Source organism: Micromonospora sp. C28SCA-DRY-2, from assembly GCF_030519475.1.
In the GTDB taxonomy this organism is placed as follows: domain Bacteria; phylum Actinomycetota; class Actinomycetes; order Mycobacteriales; family Micromonosporaceae; genus Micromonospora.
Genome location: NZ_JAUMKD010000003.1, coordinates 781,446 through 797,134 on the forward strand (window position 1 = coordinate 781,446; position 15,689 = coordinate 797,134).

A 15,689-nucleotide genomic window follows, 5' to 3' on the forward strand; every position below is an offset into this window, starting at 1 on the left:
GACATCGAGGAGGTGGACGACCGCGCCATGGGACGCGGGTTACCGGACGCTGCCGGAGCTCGACGCCTTCTCCGTCGTCCCCGCCGACGGCGAGCCGAGCCGAGGTTGCCGCCGTCCCGGACCGCACGGCTCACCTCGCGCCCCCCGGACCGCCCGCTGGTGGCCCTGATCGGCGACGGCGGCAGATGAACGGGGTCAACCGAACTGATCACCGTGGCCGACCACGGGCCGGCGCCCGGTCCTCCCGGCCTCGTCACACCCGCCCGGTCACGACGACCCGCCGCGCAGCCGGCCAGCGTGCCGGATCTGGTTGTCCAGCGCGTGGCGCAGGAAGCGCTCGACCAGTTCCAGTTCGGCACCGGTGAACCGGCGCAGTTCGGCCCGGGCGTCGTCCACGATCGGACCCCATATCTCGGTGCTGAGCCGTTCGGCCTGCTCGGTCAGATGGACGAGGACGCGCCGCCGGTCCGCGGCGTCCCGGACCCGCCGAGCCAGTCCGGCGCGCTCCAGCCGGTCGATGGCCGTCGTGGTGGCGCCTCCGGTCAGCCCGGCGGCGACGGCCAGCTCGCTGGCGGTCAACGCCCCGCGCGCACTCAACCGGCTGAGACACCGCAAGTCCGTGCGGTTGATGCCGAGGCGCCGCGCCGCCAGCTCGTCGACGAGATCCGTGGCGTCCTGGAGTTCCTGCACCGCGCTCATCACGCTGCGGATCCTGGTTTCCTTTGACAATCTAATCCTTAGATTATTAAAGTATCTGCCTGTCCGTGCCTATCGACCCAGGAGGCGATCGTGCCAGACGGTCAGATCAATCGGCGCCAGGCAACGACCGACGACACCGCGGCCCTGCTGTCGCTCATGGACTCGGTCCTCGAGTGGCTGGTGGCCCGTGGCCGGCCGGAACAGTGGGGCACGATCCCCTTCTCCCGGCTTCCGGGCTTCCCCGAGCGGCTCGCCGACTGGGTGTCCCAGGGCGTGGTCACCATGGCGGAGCGCGACGGCAGGTGTGTGGGCCTCCTCGCCATGGCACCGACCGTTCCGCAGCGGATCCCCCCGGGGCTGGTTCCCGAGGGGTCGATGTTCGTGTACACCGTCCTGTCGAGTCGCGGCCCGGACGGCCGCGGCGTCGGCAGCACGCTCCTGGCGGAGGCGGAGCGCCGGGCCCGGGCCGGGCGGGCCCCCGCCCTGGCTCTCGACCACTGGGCGGGGAGTCCGGAACTGGCCCGCGTCTACGAACAGCACGGGTACGTCGCGGTGGCCGAGTACGACGACGCGCAGGGCAGCACCCGCAACATCGTCCGGGTGCGCCGCCTCTCGGCCACGGGCTCCGGCGGCCCGGCCAGCTGACCGGGCCGCCGGACGGCCCGCGGTCAGCCTCGGCGGTCGAGCCAGCGGCGCAGGTCGGCCAGCGGGTCGTCGTCGGCGGGGCGCCGCTCGTCGGACGGCTCCCGGACGACCGGGGGCCGCTCGACCGGGCGGCGCGGGTCGCCCACCAGGTCCCGGCTGGGCGCGGTAAACGCCTGCTCCGGCTTGCCGTCCACGGCGGTGGCGATCACCCGGGCGACCGCCTCGATCACCCGTGCCTGCACCGCCGAGCCCACCGAGTCGGTCGGGTCGTCCGGGTTCGCGGCGATGCCGGCGACCGCGACCTGCGGGGTGAACCCGACGAACGTCTCGGTGGCGTTCCGCTCCGAGCTACCGGTCTTCCCGGCCACCGGGCGGCCGTCGAGGATCCGGTTCACCGCGGTGGCCGTACCGCCGTTGCACTGCCCGTACGGCGACTGCTGGCCGACCGGGCAACGCGCGGCGTCGGTGGCGGCCCGGGCCACGTCGGCGTCCAGCACCCGCTTGCAGGAGGGGTCGCCGACCGGCACCCGCTCGCCGTCCGGCGCGGTCACCGAGACCACCGGCAGCGGCGCGCACCAGGTGCCCTCCGCCGCGACCGTGGCGTACGCGTTGGCCAGGTCGAGCGGGGTGGTGGCGGCCACGCCGAGGGTGAACGAACCCCAGTCCTCGGCGTGCTCGCGGGCGAGTTCGGCGTCGGCGTCGGCCCGGAAGGTGATGCCGAGCCGCTGTGCCATCTGCACCACCTTCTCCGGCCCGACCTGCTCGGCCAGCCACACGAAGTAGGTGTTCACCGAACGGCCGAAACCGTCCCACATCATCCGGTAGCCGTCCATCCACTCGGGGTTGGCGTTGGCCGGGCACCACCGGCCGTCGCAGCTCCCCTCGCCCTCGGCGGCGTACCGGGTGGGCAGCCGGCTGGGCGCGTCGAAACCGGTGGCCAGCGGCTTGCCGGCCTCCAGCGCGGCCAGCATGGTGAACAGCTTGAACGTCGAGCCGGCCTGGTAGCCGTCGACGCTGTCGCCGCCGGAGATCAGCGGGTTGACGGTGTTCGGGCGGTTGGCCTGCCCGTCCGGGTTGGCGTCGAGGCTGTAGTGCCGGTTGACCGCCATCGCCAGCACCCGGCCGGTGCCCGGCTCGACCGCGGCGATCGGCACGGCCCGCTTGTTGCCGTACCCGTAGATCCGGGTGGCCTCCCGCTGGGCGGTGGCCTGCACCCGCGGGTCCAGCGAGGTCACCACGGTGTAGCCGCCGCGGCGCAACGCCTGCTCGCGCTCCTCGACCGTGGCGCCGAACTCGGGCTGGGCCAGCCACCACTGCCGCAGGTAGTCGCAGAAGAAGCCCCAGTCGTCGCGCCCCTGCGCGACCGCGGTGCAGCCGTTCGGCTGCGCGGTCGGGCGCAGGGTGAGCCTCTCGGCCTTGGCCTGCGCCGCCTGCTCGGCGGTGATCGCCCCGGTCTCGACCATCGAGTCGAGCACGTACGCCCGCCGCTCCAGCGCGGCCTCGGCGTCCCCGTCGATCGGGCTGTACGCCTCCGGCGACTGCACCAGGCCGGCGAGCAGGGCTGCCTCGGCGAGGGTGAGGTCGGCCGGGGACTTGGCGAAGTAGCGCTGGCTGGCCGCCGCGACGCCGTACGCCCCGGAACCGAAGTACGCGATGTTCAGGTAGCGGTTGAGGATCTCGTCCTTGCTGAGCTGCTCCTCCAGCGCGCCCGCGTACCGGATCTCCTGGAGCTTGCGCCCGACGGTCTGCTCGGTGGCCGCGGCGCGCTCCTCGGCGGTCCGGCTCGGGTCGGTCTTGAGCACGTTCCGGACGTACTGCATGGTCAGCGTGGAGCCGCCCTGCTCGGTGCCGCCGCCGGAGACGTTCGCCACCAGCGCCCGGAACAGCCCGCGCAGGTCCGCGCCGCCGTGCGAGTAGAACCGCCGGTCCTCGGCCGCCACGATCGCCTGCCGCATCACCGGAGCGATCTCGGAGAGCGGGACGTCGCTGCGGTTCACGTCGTAGAACGTGGTGATCAGCGTCTTGCCGTCGTTGGCGTAGAGGTAGGAGCGCTGCGGCGTGGCCGGGGTGCGCAGCGCCTCCGGCAGCGCGGCGTACGACCCGAGCGCCGCCTTGGCGGCGAACCCGAACAGCAGGTTCCCCGGCAGCGCGGCGACCGCGAGGACGAGACCGGCGAGCACGCCGGCGAGCAGCACGGTGAACAGCCGCGACAGCGGCGAGCGGGGCGGGGCCATGGTCCCCAGAATTACCGCGAATGCCACCAACCGGCCACCCCACTCCCCCCTTTGTCAGCCACCTCACCACCCCCACTCCCGCCCCTCCCACCCCCCCCCACCCCCGCCCGCACCCGGTTGATCATGAGGTTGGCGGCGAGGTGGATCTCCACTGCCGCCAACCTCATGATCACCAGCGGCGACGGGGTGGAGTGGGTGGAATCAGGTGAATTAGTGGAGTAGTGGGTGGGTTAGGTGGGGGAGGGGGCCAGTGGGGCCGGTGGGGGTGGTGGGTGGTGGGGTGGCTAGGCTGGCGGTGGCGGCGTCGCGGGCGATGTCGGCGGGGATGAAGGCAGCCGGGCGGTAGCCGATGCCGATGCCGGCGATCAGCACGAAGATCGCCCCGAAGAAGGTCTGCAACAGGCCGATCAGCGCCCCGCCGAGACCGAGCAGCGGCGCGGCGATCATCAGCATCACCCCGTCACCCCATGCTGGGCAACATCCCGGAGCGGGCCACCGACCAGCCGGTGCAGCCAGCCGATGCTGCCACCAGGCCCGCACCGACCAGCACAGGCGTCCGGGCGGTGGTGCCGAAGACCGGGGTCTGCTCCCGCCAGGCCGGCGAAGGCAGCAGGCACCGTGCAGCCGGCGATGCTGGCCAGCAGCCCGGTGGCGGCCGCCGACGGCTGCGGGTGGCGGCCAGCAGCCCGGTCAGCGCGAGCAGGGCAGCCCCAGCCAGACCGCGCCCACCCAGCCGAGTACAGCGGGCGGCCGTCGGCCGGTACGGGTCGTTGCCGGCATCCACCGTCGCTGGCCATCGCCACCCACGCCGTAGAGCACAGCGTACGCGGGCAGCAGCCACCCGCCGCCCGGGCGAAGCGGCGCACCGACGGTGCCCGCGGCGTTGGTCGCGGGGCCGGCCGGTCCGGCCTCGCCCACTGAAGGGCAGCACGCCCGATCCCCCGCCGGGTACCGGCGCGAGGCGGCCCCGGTCGGTCTGATGCGCGCCGGGGACCGGGGCCGTGGACCACACCCGCTTCGCCGGGTCCTTCGTGCGTCACCTCGCTCATCCGACGAGGCGGCGCGGGACGCCCCGGTGCCCGCTGCCTGGTCACCGCCCGTCCTCGGACGATGGTTGGCGGCGATCGGAGCCGGCATGAGCGGCTTTCGCGTTGCATTCCCGGGTCACGCGCGGCCGGCAACCGGCGAAGCGCCACGGCGTGCGGATGTCCCAGAAACGGCGACCGCGGGCCGCCAGGCGCGCCCCCGGAGGAGCACCCTGGCGACCCGCCTCGCCGTACCGGTCAGCCGCGCTCGCGCTGGTCGACCGGGTCGTTGAGCAGACTCGCCGGCCGCGAGACCGGCTCGGGCGCCGGCAGCCCCCTGCGGCTTGCCGCCGCTGGCCCTGCGCCTCGGCGACGCGTACCTCGTCGTGGATCTGCTGGGCGCGGCGGCCGCCGCCTGCGCGGCCTCGGCCGCCTCGCGCTCGACCTCCTCACCGCCCCGTCGGCGGCCCCTCCGGCGCCGGCTCGTCACTCGACACATCCTCAACCCGCCGGGCGCCCGCCCATGCCCCTCCGGGCCTTTCCGCAGCTCCGCCGGCACGATCAGACCTTGTTGCGCTGCCGTTGATCTGCGGCGCCTGGAGGCTGGTGGCTGAGCACCTTCTTCGGCTCCGGAGTTGGCCTGGTGGATCGCGTCGAAGACGGTCCGGATCACATGGCTGGCCTCCTCGGCTGGAGGATCCGGGCCTGCCGGTCACCGTCGGCGCGCAGCACCGCCTGCGCTTCTCCACCCTCGGCGGTGAGGATCTGCGACTGCTTGTGGCCCTCCGCGTTGAGGATGGCGCGGCGGTCCCGCTCGGCGCGCATCTGCTTCTCCATCGAGTCGCGGATGCTCGGCGGCGGCTCGATCGCCGATCTCCACCCCGGTGACGCTTGAGTGCCCCACCGGCCGGTGGTCTCGTCGAGCACACCCGGCGGGTGCCGGTTGATCTCCTCCTGGCTGGTCCGCCCACTCCCGGTCGAGCGAGCCGATGACGTTGCGCAGCGTGGTGACAGTGAAGCTGCTCGAGCCTGGAGGGAAGTTCGAGATCTCGTACGTCGGCGGACCGAGTCGACCACCTTGCGTGAGGGACGGTGTCCGATCGGACCACCAGGTTGTCGGAGGGTGATCACCGGCTGGGGCGGGAAGCTGCCACCTGCTCCTTTTATGTCGACCTTGGTACGGACCGCGATCGATGAACGGCACCAGGAGGTTGGGCCCCAGGTTTGGGCGTGCGCTTTACTTACCCGGCCGCTCCACGTCCTGGCGCTGCTGCGCGATCCGCACCGCCTTGACCGGGGTGACCACCGCGATCAGGGGCCACGGCTATCCGCGGGACTGGGAACACGATTCCATGTACTCACCTTTTCGCGTCCGGGTAGCTCGCCGGAAGGAAGAAACGTCGTCCCGCGGACCAGGGCCGGTCCACACCCCGGACCTGGATCACTGCCGTTCACCGGGGTCGAAGACCTGGCCCGCGTCGTACGGCGGGCGCTCCCTTCGCCGTCGATCTTGGCAGGGGCCGCTGTCGGCGTCGACCCGCTCCATTCCAGCGCGCTGCTGCCCTCGATCGCCTCGACCCCGAACGGCTGCTCGCCGCTGGCCAGCGCGGAGCGCTGGTGCCGGCAGGTCGGCCGGACGCGGCCAGCACGGTCCGCGCCGTTACACCCGGCGAACGATCGCCACCGCCACCCACCGGCGCGCCCAGCGCCGCGGCGCCGCCGCGGCGAAGGCGCCGACCGCAGGCTGATCAGGAAGAGGCGTCGTCGTGAAGATCTCGGCGACGGCCATCCCACACCCAGCACGTCCCAGCACGGCGTCACCGTCCGTGACACGAAATCACGCGCGACCTCTTCGCCATGATCAGTAAGCTCGACGGCACACCGCCGGTCGAGGAGACGCCGTGGCCCTGCTGCCAGACCGCCCGCAAGGTCGACGAACTGGTCGCCACTGATCCGCCGGCCGCGCCGCCCTCGCTGGTGATCGGGGTGGTGCGCGACGGCGCGCTGGCCCACTCGCCGCCGCCGGCGGCACCCCACCGCCCCGGACGCCGACCTGCAGTACGGATCGGCTCGATCAACGCAGACGATGATGGCCCGCCACCCTGGTGATGCAGGGCGCGACGCCGGCCGGCTGCGGCGCTGGGGCGACCCGCTGGCGGAGCACCTCCCCGCACGGCGATCGGCTCGCTCACCCTGCGCCAGCTGCTCGGGCACGCCAGCGGCCTGCAGCGCGGCCGGACCGTGGTGGGACGCGCCGGGGGCGTCGACCTGGCCACCCTGCTGTGCGGGGTCACCGCCGACAAGATCGCCTACCCGCCGCACCGCTGGTACCACTACTCAACCTGGCGTACGGGCTGCTCGGCGGGGGTGCTGGAGCGGATCACCGGCACCCTGGGCCGAGCTGCTGCGGCAGCGGATCCTGGAGCCGCTGGGCATGCGCCGCACCGTACGCGGCGACCGAGCCGTTTCGCCCGCGGCTGTGTGTGCGTTGCACCCGTGGCACGACACGCTGCGGGAGGAGCCGCGTACCGACACCCGGGCGATGGCGCCGGCCGCAGCCTCCTGGTCCACCGTCGAGGACCTGGCCCGCTGGGCCGCCTTCCTCGCCGACCCCGATCCCCGAGGTGCTGGCCGCCGGAAAGGACGCTGACCGAGATGTGCGCGCCGGTGGTGATCAGCGACCTCGACTCGTGGGTGACGGCGGGCACGGCCTCGGAGGCTGGAGCTCTACCGGGAGGGCGAGCGGGTGTACGTCGGGCTAGCGGCTCGATGCCCACGTGGCCGCCCTGGCCGTGCACCCCCGTCCCGCACCGCCGTGGTCGGCTTCGCCAACTCGTACGGCGCTTCCGCAGCGGCGGGATCGGCTCGCTCGGGCGGCGGGTGCTCACCGTGCTGGACGCCGAGCCGGCGCTCCAGCCCCTGGCAGCTCGACCGCCGCCGCCCCGCCGGCCGGGGTCGCCAGCTGACCGGCCGCTGGTGGTGGATGGGGTCACCCTCGACCTGAGCTGGGACGCGGCCACCGGTGAGCTGGTCGCCCGCACGCGGCGAGCGTGGTGACCGTTCGCCCCGGCGAGGACCGACCGCTGGCGCGGCCGTTCCGGCCCCGGGGCGGCGGGAATCCTCCCCGTGCTCCCGCGACGGCTGAGCGAGTGGCGGCCCCTCGACATCGCCACCCTTCCTCTTCCCCACCCCACCGACCAGGAACCCTGACCCGCGCCCGGACCCAGGACCAGCACGGGGGCGCGGCCAAGATCGTAACATCCGGATGGGGTGCCCTCGCAAGCCACCCGATGCCACTTTTCACCCCAGGATCGAGCGCGATCTTGAGCACACGCAGACGGAGGGCGGGAGGCGGGAAGCCCGACAACGGACGCGGCAAGGTCACCCCGATAGGCAGGGTGGCGCCGCGCCGCACCCCGCACGGGCGGGGCCGCAGCCGACGGGCCGGGGGCCGCCGTGCCCGGCGGAGGGATCAACCTAACCAAAAAAAAAAAAAAAAAGCGGAGCCGGGCTGGCGGCCCCCCGGCCCTGACCCACCCAGGCCCGACAACCGAGACGGCGCCCCGACCTGAACGCCCGCCATCCAGCCGGCGCGCCGCTCGGCGGGTTCGGTGACGAAAGTCGATGAGCCGTTCCATCGCGTTGATCAGCGGCGTCTCCACGTCGGCGGCCGACGGGACAGGATGTGCCGCCACATCTCCGCCGGCCCGGCCACCCCGAGCGCCCGCGCAGACGCCCTCCTTCCACGGCCGCCCCGGCAGCACCACAACCACGCCGCGATGCCCAACGCCTTCGGCTTCTGCGCCTGCACATCCACGTACGGGTGCCCGGTGATAACACGTGCGGGAGGTCACCACCTGCGCCACGATCAGCTCTCCTTTGGAGCCGGGCGCAGTGGTCGACCAGCACGCCGAGCCGCCGGCCGGGGCCGGGGGCGAACGCGCGCACCTCGGCGTCCGAGCGCGTCGATACCGTCCAGCGGCTCCCTACCAGCCCCTCGATCCGCAGGTCGTCGCCCCAGATCCGCTCCACCAGGGCGGCGTCGTGGATGCCCCTCCCAGATCCGCTGGCCTTGGCGACCTAGGCGGCGCGCTACTCGACAGCGATCGACCCCGGAGGCGGTGCGGCGCCGCGCAGCCGGGACCGGGGGCGGGCGAGGCCGGCGCAACGTCACCGGCTCGCCGTCGAGGCAGGGACGGCCGGCAGCAGCGGGAAGTTGCGCCGGCGTCCGTGCCGGGTCCTCCAGCACCACGGCACCGGACGTCGAGCGGCCACCGCGCCCGCAGAACCGGGTTCGGCGTCCTCGACCACCAGGTCCGGCTCCGCGTCCACCTCGGGGTGACCTTCCGCCGCCGCCAGTCCCCGCCAGCACGTCGTCCGCATACCCGCCCAGCCATGCCGATCAAAACTAACCGCCCACCGGCGCCCCACACCCGACACGCCGACGGCCCGGCGGCCCGGCCGGCCGGCCGGCCGGGAGGGTCGCGGCCAGCAATGGCGAAATCGACGTTCCGCCCCACCACGATGCCATGATCGACGGCAGAAGGAACGGTCGGAGCGGCGGCAGTCGAGACAGGGGGGCGGCGGAGACCACGCCACCCACTTTCCGGCATGTCCCACCCACCCCGCAGCGGGTGCGACCACGCTCGCGCCGCGCCAGTCGAGCCAGTTCGTCGCCTGGGTGCGCGCGTGGCGCGCCGGGCTGGTCCCCTTCGACGAGGTCGCCGACGCGATCGCCGGCGCCGAGGAACACCTCGTCGCGGACGCGCCCGGCCTGGACCGACGTGTCGCTGCGCGACGCGCTGCCCACCCTGGCCAAGCTCTCTCCTGGACGAGATCCGGCTGGCTGCCGCGCCGCGGGCGACCCGCGCGGGCTGCGCGGGCCGGGCGACTTCGCCGGCGCGGCGCCGCCGCCGGCGAGGCGGTGGTCGCCGGTGGCCTGGTTGATCCCGAGCGCGCGCACTCCGGCTCCGGCGACACCTTCGAGACCCGGTGCTCTGGCGGGTCTACCGCGCTGCCGGCGAAACGCGCCGGCGGCGCTCGCCTAGCTGCAGGGCGGCCGAGGCCAGGCGGAACTGGCCGCCGCGCTGGCGCCGAGACGACCGCCGCGCTGACCCGGCTCGACGTGGCGCAGTGGCGGCCCAGGCTGGCCGGGGCGCTGGAGGCGCTGCGCCGGCCGGACGGCACCACCGACCTGCCGCCCGGGTTCGACCCGCGGGCCCGCCGGCTCTTCGCCCGGGCCCGCCGTGCTCGACCGGGTGCTCGCCCTGGCCGGGCACGCCGCGCCGGGCGGCGCGATCCACAGCTACAGGCGCAGCAGCGCGACGCCGCGCTGCGCCCGCGCTCACCGCGGCCTGCCGGCGGGCGCTGGTGGCCGCCTGCAGCGCCCCGCTGCGCCCCTGACGGGAGGCGCCGATGGTCGAGACCGCGCTCACCTGGATCCTGGCCGCCGTTGAGGCGTCCTTCGCGTGCTGGGTGGTCCGCCCGCTGCTCCGCCGGTACGGGCGGCGCGGGCGCTGACCGCCCGGCGCGATGACCTCGTCGAGCAGGTCGGCGACAGGTCGACGATCCCGCGACGGCGGTGCGGTAGCGCTCCGCCTCGGCGCGGGTGCGCAGTCCGTGAGCGCACCAGGGGATGGTCTCGGCCCGGCCTCCAGGCCGCAGAGGATGTCGGTGTCCTCCGGTCGCCGATCATCGCCGTGGACTCCAGGTGCGCGTCATGGTGTTCAGCGCGGAGCGCATCATCATCGGGTTCGCTTGCCGACGAAGTGAGCTCCACCCCGGTCGCCTTCGAGATCATCGCGGCGACCGGCAACCGGCAGCGCCCCCCTCCCACCGACGGGCCGGTGGCGTCCGGGTTGGTGCAGATGAACCGGGCGCCGTCGTTGATCAACCGGATCGCCTTGGTGATCGCCTCGAAGCTGTAGGTCCGGGTCTCCCCCAGCTCCACGTAGTCCGGCGCGGTCGGGCACGCAGCCGACCGCGCGCGCGCGGTGGTCGCCCGGCCTCCCCCCGATCACGTACGCGGTGCCGCCCGGCCGCTGGTCGGCCAGGAACTGCGCGGTGGCCAGGGCGAGACGACGGATCGCCTCCTCCGGCACGTCGAGCCCCATCCGGCCGCGCGGGCCCGCAGGTCGCGCGGGGTGTAGATGGAGTTGTTGAGTGGGGTACCAGGAAGGGCTTGCCGGAGGCCGGGCTTCTTGACGAACTCCGGCGCGCCGGCACCGGCTGCCCCTCGTGCACGGCACGCCGTCCATGTCGGTCAGCCAGCTCTCCACGGTCCCTGCGCTCGCATGGTGTCTCGTCCCAAGGGTCGTTGGGGGCGGGCGGTCATCCGCCGAAGGTCAGGAGGGGCGGCGAGGTGGGCACGCAGCACACCGTCGGGCAGTGTCCACATCACGGCTTGGCGTCGCCGAGGCGGCGGCGCCGGGTGATCCCGTCCGGCTCGATCCCGCTCCAGGACCAGTTCGCGCACCATCGTCACGAACCGGGATCGATGCCGGGGGTGCCGGCGGGACTTCGAAGTCCGGGCCCGTGCTGCTTGGCCGTTTGGCGCGCCTCGGTGTCCAGGTCCACACCACCCTCCAGGTGGTCGGAGACAGCCGATCGGCTGCTGACCACCGCGCGGTGGTGTCGCCGGCGGCAGCCAGCGCGGCGAGGTGGTCGTTGACGTCCGGCTCCAGCCGGCACCTGCGGCGGGCCGGGCGGCTCTGCCAGACCAGGTCCCAGGGCGGGTCCAGGCGGCCGCCGCGTGCACCACCAGGCCACCTCGTGCAGCTGCGCCTCGTACCGGCCGCCGTGCGGACCTGCGTTGGCGGCGCATCGAGGTCGGCACGGAGTGGGCGGTGAAGACCAGCCGGGTGCCGGCCCGCTCCGGCGGGTCGCTGGGCCAGGGCCGCCCGCCTGGCGTCGACGTGCGGCTCGACGAAGCCGGGGTGGTTGAACTGGCGCAGCTTGTCGATCAGTGGGGCGTCCGGCCGACCGCGGCGCGGGCGGCGATGTCGTCCCTGGTACTGCCGGCAGGACGAGTAGCCGCCAGGCGCGCTGGTGACGAGGCGAGCGCCCGGGTCACCCCGTCGTCGCGCATCTCTGCGTGACGGTGTCGCGAGCATCGGGTGCCAGTTGCGGTTGCCCCGGTAGACCGGCGGTCGAGGCCGTGGGCGGCGAAGTCGGCCCGGATCGCGCGGCGAGCAGGTCCGGCTCTGCTGGTTGATCGGGGAGACCCCGCCGAAGTGCTGGTAGTGCTCGGCGACCTCGGCCAGCCGCTCCGGCGGCACGCCCCGCCGGGTCACGTTCTGCGGGAACGGCATCACGTCCTCCGGCCGCTCCGGGCCGCCGAAGGGACGCCAGCACCCACCCGCGTCGTACGCCATGGGCCCATTCTTCCCCGCCGCCGCCGGAGTCGGGCCGGCGCCCCAGATGCGTGAGCCCCAGGCGACCCGGCGGCGGCCGGCGTCCCCGGATGCCCGGGGCGCCGGCCGGTGCGAAGCTCAGGCGCCGAGGGCGTGGTAGCCGCCGTCGACGTGCACGATCTCGCCGGTGGTGGCCGGGAACCAGTCGGAGAGCAGCGCCAGGCAGGCCCGGGCGGTCGGCTCCTGGTCGGTGAGGTTCCAGCCCAGCGGGGCGCGCTCGGCCCAGGCGTCCTCGAACTGCTCGAAGCCGGGGATCGACTTGGCGGCCATGGTGCGCAGCGGCCCGGCGGCGACCAGGTTGCTCCGGATGCCCTGCTTGCCCAGGTGCAGCGCCAGGTAGCGGGAGGCGGACTCCAGCCCGGCCTTGGCCACGCCCATCCAGTCGTAGACCGGCCACGCCTTGGTGGCGTCGAAGGTCAGGCCGACCACCGCGCTGCCGGGCGACATCAGCGGCAGCGCCGCCATGGCCAGCGACTTGTACGAGTACGTGGAGACCTGCAGCGCGGTGGCCACGTCCTCCCACGGCGCGTCGAGGAAGCCGCCGCCGAGGCAGCTCTGCGGGGCGAAGCCGATCGAGTGCACCACCCCGTCCAGGCCGTCGACGTGCTCGCGCACCTTGTCGGCGAGCCCGGCCAGGTGCTCCGGGTTGGTGACGTCCAGCTCGATCACCGGGGCCGGCTCGGGCAGCCGCCTGGCGATCCGCTCCACCAGGGAGAGCCGGCCGTAGCCGGTGAGCACGACCTGCGCGCCGTTCTCCTGGGCGAGCTTCGCCACCGAGAAGGCGATCGAGGCGTCGGTGATCACGCCGGTGACGAGCAGCCGCTTACCGGCCAGCAGTCCGGACATACAGGGGTTCCTCCGTACTTTCTCGAGTGACCGGTGCTCAGTGGCCCATGCCCAGGCCGCCGTCGACCGGGATCACCGCGCCGGAGACGTACCCGGCGCCGTCCCCGGCCAGCCAGGTGACCACCGCGGCGACCTCGTCCGGGCTGGCCATCCGGCCCGCCGGGATCGACTTGCGGATCTCCGCCCGGCGCTCCTCGGTCAGCACAGCGGTCATGTCCGTGTCGATGAAGCCGGGGGCCACCACGTTCGCGGTGATGTTGCGGCTGCCCAGCTCGCGGGTGATGGAGCGGGCCACCCCGACCAGGCCGGCCTTGCTGGCGGCGTAGTTGACCTGGCCCGCGCCGCCGGAGAGGCCGACCACCGAGGAGATGAAGATCATGCGGCCCCACTTGGCCCGCAGCATCTTGCCGGAGGCGCGCTTGGCACACCGGTACGCGCCGGTCAGGTTGGTGTCCAGCACGTTGGTGAACTGCTCCTCGGACATCCGCAGCAGCAGCGTGTCGTCGGTGATGCCGGCGTTGGCCACCAGCACCTCGACCGGCCCCAGCTCGGCCTCGATGGCGGTGAAGGCGGCGTCGACCGAGTCGGAGTCGGTGACGTCGCACCGGACCCCGAACAGCCCCTCCGGCGGCTCGCCGCTGCGGTGGGTCACCGCCACCCGGTCGCCCTGCTTGGCGAAGGCCTGCGCGATGGCCAGGCCGATCCCCCGGTTGCCTCCGGTCACCAGCACGGTACGGGCCACGGATCCCCCTAGAGCGTCGTCGTCTGCGCGGACGCGTCGGAGCCTAGGCGTTACCGGCAGGTAAGCGCTAACGGTGGGCACGTCACACCGGGGTACGACGCCCGGGTCACCCCGTGGTGGCACGACCGGCGCGGTGCCGTCGTCGTAGCCTGCCGGGATGGCCCAGCCCGACAATCCGGTCCGCGTCGCCCTGCACGACCTGCGGCGGCTGCTCGTCGGCCCGGACGTGCCGCCGCGCCCCGCGACCACCCGGCGTCGCTGGCACGGCTGGCGCTCCTACCTCGTCCCGTTCGCCGTGCTGGCCCTGGTCGGGCTCACCGCCGCGGCCGCGCAGTACCTGGAGGAGAACCGCGGGCTGGCCGACGGGTACACCGTCGCGCTCGGCCTGGGCGCCACCGTCCCGGTGGCGCTGGCGGTGCGGTGGCCGCTGTGGGCGTGGCGGCTCGCCTACCCGCTGCTCTTCCTCGGCGTGGTGCGCGCCGGCCCCGACGAGCCGTGGCCGTGGAACCCGGTGCAGATCCTCGGCTACCTGGTGGTGCTGATCGTGCTCGGCACGCGGGTGGAGACCGGGGTGGCCCTCTGGGCCGGGGCGGCGACCCTGCTGCCGGTCTACCTCTTCGTCGCCGAGCGCGCCAACGCGCACGGGGTCACGGTGCTCGTGATCGGCGCGCTGCTGCTGGCCGACCAGATCCGGCGGCGGCGGCTGAGCCAGCGCGCCCTCGCCGAGCAGGCCGAGCGGAGCCAGCAGGAGCAGGCCCGCCGGGCGGTGCTGGAGGAACGCACCCGGATCGCCCGGGAGCTGCACGACGTGGTCGCCCACCACATGTCGATGATCGCGGTGCGGGCGGAGACCGCCCCGTACCGGCTCGACGCCGTGCCGGAGCCCGCCCGGGCCGAGTTCACCGCCATCGCCGGCGCCGCCCGGGAGGCGCTGACCGACATGCGCCGGCTGCTCGGCGTGCTGCGCAGCGAGTCGGCGGACCCGGAGACCGCGCCGCAGCCCGGGCTGCCGGACGTGCCGGGGCTGGTCGAGGCCGCCCGGCGGGCCGGCATGACGGTGACCCTGGCGGTCGACGTGCCCGCCGAGCCGCCGGCGCCGGTCGGGCTGGCCGCGTACCGGATCGTGCAGGAGGCGCTGGCCAACGCGGCCCGGCACGCGGCCGGCGCCGAGGTGCGGGCGACGATCCGGGGTGCGGCCGGTGCGCTGGAGGTCCGGGTGGCCAACGACCGGGGCGGCGGCCCGGCCGCCGGGGGCGCCGGCCGGGCCGGGCACGGGCTGACCGGCATGCGGGAACGCGCCCTGTCGCTGGGCGGTACGTTCACCGCCGGGCCGACCGACGGCGGCGGGTACGCCGTGGTCGCGGTGCTGCCCTGCGACGGGGAGGACGGGACGGGATGATCCGGGTGCTGATCGCCGACGACCAGGCGATGGTCCGGCAGGGCTTCGGCGCCCTGCTGGCCGCCCAGCCGGACCTGCTGGTGGTGGGGGACGCCGCCGACGGGGCGCAGGCCGTCGAGGCGGCCCGCCGGCTCGACCCCGACGTGGTGCTGATGGACGTGCGGATGCCGGTGCTGGACGGGCTGGCGGCCACCCGCAAGCTGCTCGGCGACCGCCCCGCCGACCGCCCGGCGGACCGCCCCCGGGTGCTCATCCTGACCACCTTCGACCTGGACGACTACGTCTACGAGGCGCTGCGCGCCGGGGCCAGCGGCTTCCTGCTCAAGGACGCCCCGGCGGCCGACCTGGTGCACGCGGTCCGGGTGGTGGCCGGCGGCGACGCGCTGCTCGCCCCGGCGGTCACCCGCCGGCTGATCGCCGAGTTCGCGGCCCGCCCGGAGCGGCGCCGCCCGCGCCCCACCGAACTGGCCGCGCTGACCCCGCGGGAGACCGAGGTGCTGCGGCTGATCGCCCGCGGCCGGTCGAACACCGAGATCGCCGCCGACCTGGTGGTCGCCGAGCAGACAGTGAAGACGCACGTCGGCCGGATCCTGGCCAAGCTGGGCCTGCGCGACCGCGCGCAGGCAGTGGTGCTGGCGTACGAGTCGGGTCTGGTCGCCGCCGGGGAGTAGTCCCCCGGTACCGGGT

Annotated in this window: 12 protein-coding genes and 4 pseudogenes; 6 read left to right on the forward strand and 10 right to left on the reverse strand. The window is 74.3% G+C overall.

The annotated features are described in order from the left end of the window. Window positions 1-267: 267 nt before the first annotated feature. Window positions 268-699: a MarR family winged helix-turn-helix transcriptional regulator gene (locus Q3W71_RS17150; protein ID WP_302920337.1), complete on the reverse strand. Its 432-nt coding sequence runs from the start codon at window positions 697-699 to the stop codon at window positions 268-270. Between the two features lie 90 nt (window positions 700-789). On the opposite strand from Q3W71_RS17150, the gene Q3W71_RS17155 reads away from it, so the two are divergent. Then, entirely contained in the window at window positions 790-1,344 is a 555-nt protein-coding gene (locus Q3W71_RS17155; RefSeq protein WP_302920338.1) for a GNAT family N-acetyltransferase, read from the forward strand. A gap of 23 nt (window positions 1,345-1,367) precedes the next feature. Here Q3W71_RS17155 and Q3W71_RS17160 read toward each other — a convergent pair whose 3' ends face one another. The 3 genes and pseudogenes from Q3W71_RS17160 to Q3W71_RS30985 all read right to left on the reverse strand — a co-directional run bounded on the left by Q3W71_RS17160 (window position 1,368) and on the right by Q3W71_RS30985 (window position 5,952). After that, window positions 1,368-3,578, reverse strand: a complete 2,211-nt coding sequence (locus Q3W71_RS17160) for a transglycosylase domain-containing protein (protein ID WP_302920339.1) — start codon at window positions 3,576-3,578, stop codon at window positions 1,368-1,370. 210 nt (window positions 3,579-3,788) lie between these two features. Further along, window positions 3,789-4,034, reverse strand: coding sequence for a hypothetical protein (locus Q3W71_RS17165; RefSeq protein ID WP_302920340.1), 246 nt, complete (start codon window positions 4,032-4,034; stop codon window positions 3,789-3,791). A gap of 827 nt (window positions 4,035-4,861) precedes the next feature. Continuing rightward, window positions 4,862-5,952 (reverse strand): annotated as a pseudogene (locus Q3W71_RS30985) (SPFH domain-containing protein). A gap of 508 nt (window positions 5,953-6,460) precedes the next feature. On the opposite strand from Q3W71_RS30985, the gene Q3W71_RS17175 reads away from it, so the two are divergent. Next, window positions 6,461-6,712 carry a hypothetical protein gene (locus tag Q3W71_RS17175; protein ID WP_302920342.1) on the forward strand — a complete coding sequence of 84 codons (252 nt, stop codon included), beginning with the start codon at window positions 6,461-6,463 and terminating at the stop codon, window positions 6,710-6,712. A gap of 325 nt (window positions 6,713-7,037) precedes the next feature. After that, window positions 7,038-7,253 carry a hypothetical protein gene (locus Q3W71_RS30990; protein ID WP_368050772.1) on the forward strand — a complete coding sequence of 72 codons (216 nt, stop codon included), beginning with the start codon at window positions 7,038-7,040 and terminating at the stop codon, window positions 7,251-7,253. A 996-nt stretch (window positions 7,254-8,249) separates the two neighbouring features. On the opposite strand, the gene Q3W71_RS30995 is transcribed toward Q3W71_RS30990, so the two are convergent. Both Q3W71_RS30995 and Q3W71_RS31000 read right to left on the reverse strand, forming a co-directional pair. Beyond that, a complete protein-coding gene (locus tag Q3W71_RS30995; protein ID WP_368050774.1) occupies window positions 8,250-8,420 on the reverse strand; it encodes a hypothetical protein in 171 nt (56 codons plus the stop codon). A gap of 134 nt (window positions 8,421-8,554) precedes the next feature. Further along, window positions 8,555-8,635: pseudogene (locus Q3W71_RS31000) on the reverse strand (hypothetical protein); the annotation flags it as partial. A 649-nt stretch (window positions 8,636-9,284) separates the two neighbouring features. Here Q3W71_RS31000 and Q3W71_RS17185 point away from each other — a divergent pair. Further along, window positions 9,285-10,006 (forward strand): annotated as a pseudogene (locus Q3W71_RS17185) (hypothetical protein). A 242-nt stretch (window positions 10,007-10,248) separates the two neighbouring features. Here Q3W71_RS17185 and Q3W71_RS31005 read toward each other — a convergent pair. The 4 genes and pseudogenes from Q3W71_RS31005 to fabG all read right to left on the reverse strand — a co-directional run. Then, window positions 10,249-10,860: pseudogene (locus Q3W71_RS31005) on the reverse strand (HAD hydrolase-like protein); the annotation flags it as partial. Window positions 10,861-10,947: 87 nt separating this feature from the next. Continuing rightward, window positions 10,948-11,976 carry a ferrochelatase gene (locus tag Q3W71_RS17195; protein ID WP_368050776.1) on the reverse strand — a complete coding sequence of 343 codons (1,029 nt, stop codon included), beginning with the start codon at window positions 11,974-11,976 and terminating at the stop codon, window positions 10,948-10,950. 117 nt (window positions 11,977-12,093) lie between these two features. Beyond that, window positions 12,094-12,861, reverse strand: coding sequence for an enoyl-ACP reductase FabI (fabI, locus tag Q3W71_RS17200; RefSeq protein WP_302920345.1), 768 nt, complete (start codon window positions 12,859-12,861; stop codon window positions 12,094-12,096). A gap of 37 nt (window positions 12,862-12,898) precedes the next feature. Further along, window positions 12,899-13,603, reverse strand: a complete 705-nt coding sequence (gene fabG / locus Q3W71_RS17205) for a beta-ketoacyl-ACP reductase (RefSeq protein ID WP_302920346.1) — start codon at window positions 13,601-13,603, stop codon at window positions 12,899-12,901. Window positions 13,604-13,760: 157 nt separating this feature from the next. On the opposite strand from fabG, the gene Q3W71_RS17210 reads away from it, so the two are divergent. Further along, window positions 13,761-15,002: a sensor histidine kinase gene (locus Q3W71_RS17210; protein ID WP_302920347.1), complete on the forward strand. Its 1,242-nt coding sequence runs from the start codon at window positions 13,761-13,763 to the stop codon at window positions 15,000-15,002. After that, on the forward strand, window positions 14,999-15,673 hold the full coding sequence (locus Q3W71_RS17215; RefSeq protein ID WP_302920348.1) for a response regulator transcription factor: 675 nt from the start codon (window positions 14,999-15,001) through the stop codon (window positions 15,671-15,673). Before Q3W71_RS17210 ends, Q3W71_RS17215 begins: the two co-directional genes overlap by 4 nt. Window positions 15,674-15,689: the final 16 nt, after the last annotated feature.

Bases quoted from the DNA above. Each gene is read 5' to 3' on its own strand.
- Q3W71_RS17150 (WP_302920337.1), bottom strand. From the start codon at position 699: ATGAGCGCGGTGCAGGAACTCCAGGACGCCACGGATCTCGTCGACGAG.
- Q3W71_RS17160 (WP_302920339.1), bottom strand. From the start codon at position 3,578: ATGGCCCCGCCCCGCTCGCCGCTGTCGCGGCTGTTCACCGTGCTGCTC.
- Q3W71_RS17175 (WP_302920342.1), top strand. From the start codon at position 6,461: ATGATCAGTAAGCTCGACGGCACACCGCCGGTCGAGGAGACGCCGTGG.
- Q3W71_RS30990 (WP_368050772.1), top strand. From the start codon at position 7,038: ATGCGCCGCACCGTACGCGGCGACCGAGCCGTTTCGCCCGCGGCTGTG.
- Q3W71_RS17195 (WP_368050776.1), bottom strand. From the start codon at position 11,976: ATGGCGTACGACGCGGGTGGGTGCTGGCGTCCCTTCGGCGGCCCGGAG.
- fabI (WP_302920345.1), bottom strand. From the start codon at position 12,861: ATGTCCGGACTGCTGGCCGGTAAGCGGCTGCTCGTCACCGGCGTGATC.
- Q3W71_RS17210 (WP_302920347.1), top strand. From the start codon at position 13,761: ATGGCCCAGCCCGACAATCCGGTCCGCGTCGCCCTGCACGACCTGCGG.
- Q3W71_RS17215 (WP_302920348.1), top strand. From the start codon at position 14,999: ATGATCCGGGTGCTGATCGCCGACGACCAGGCGATGGTCCGGCAGGGC.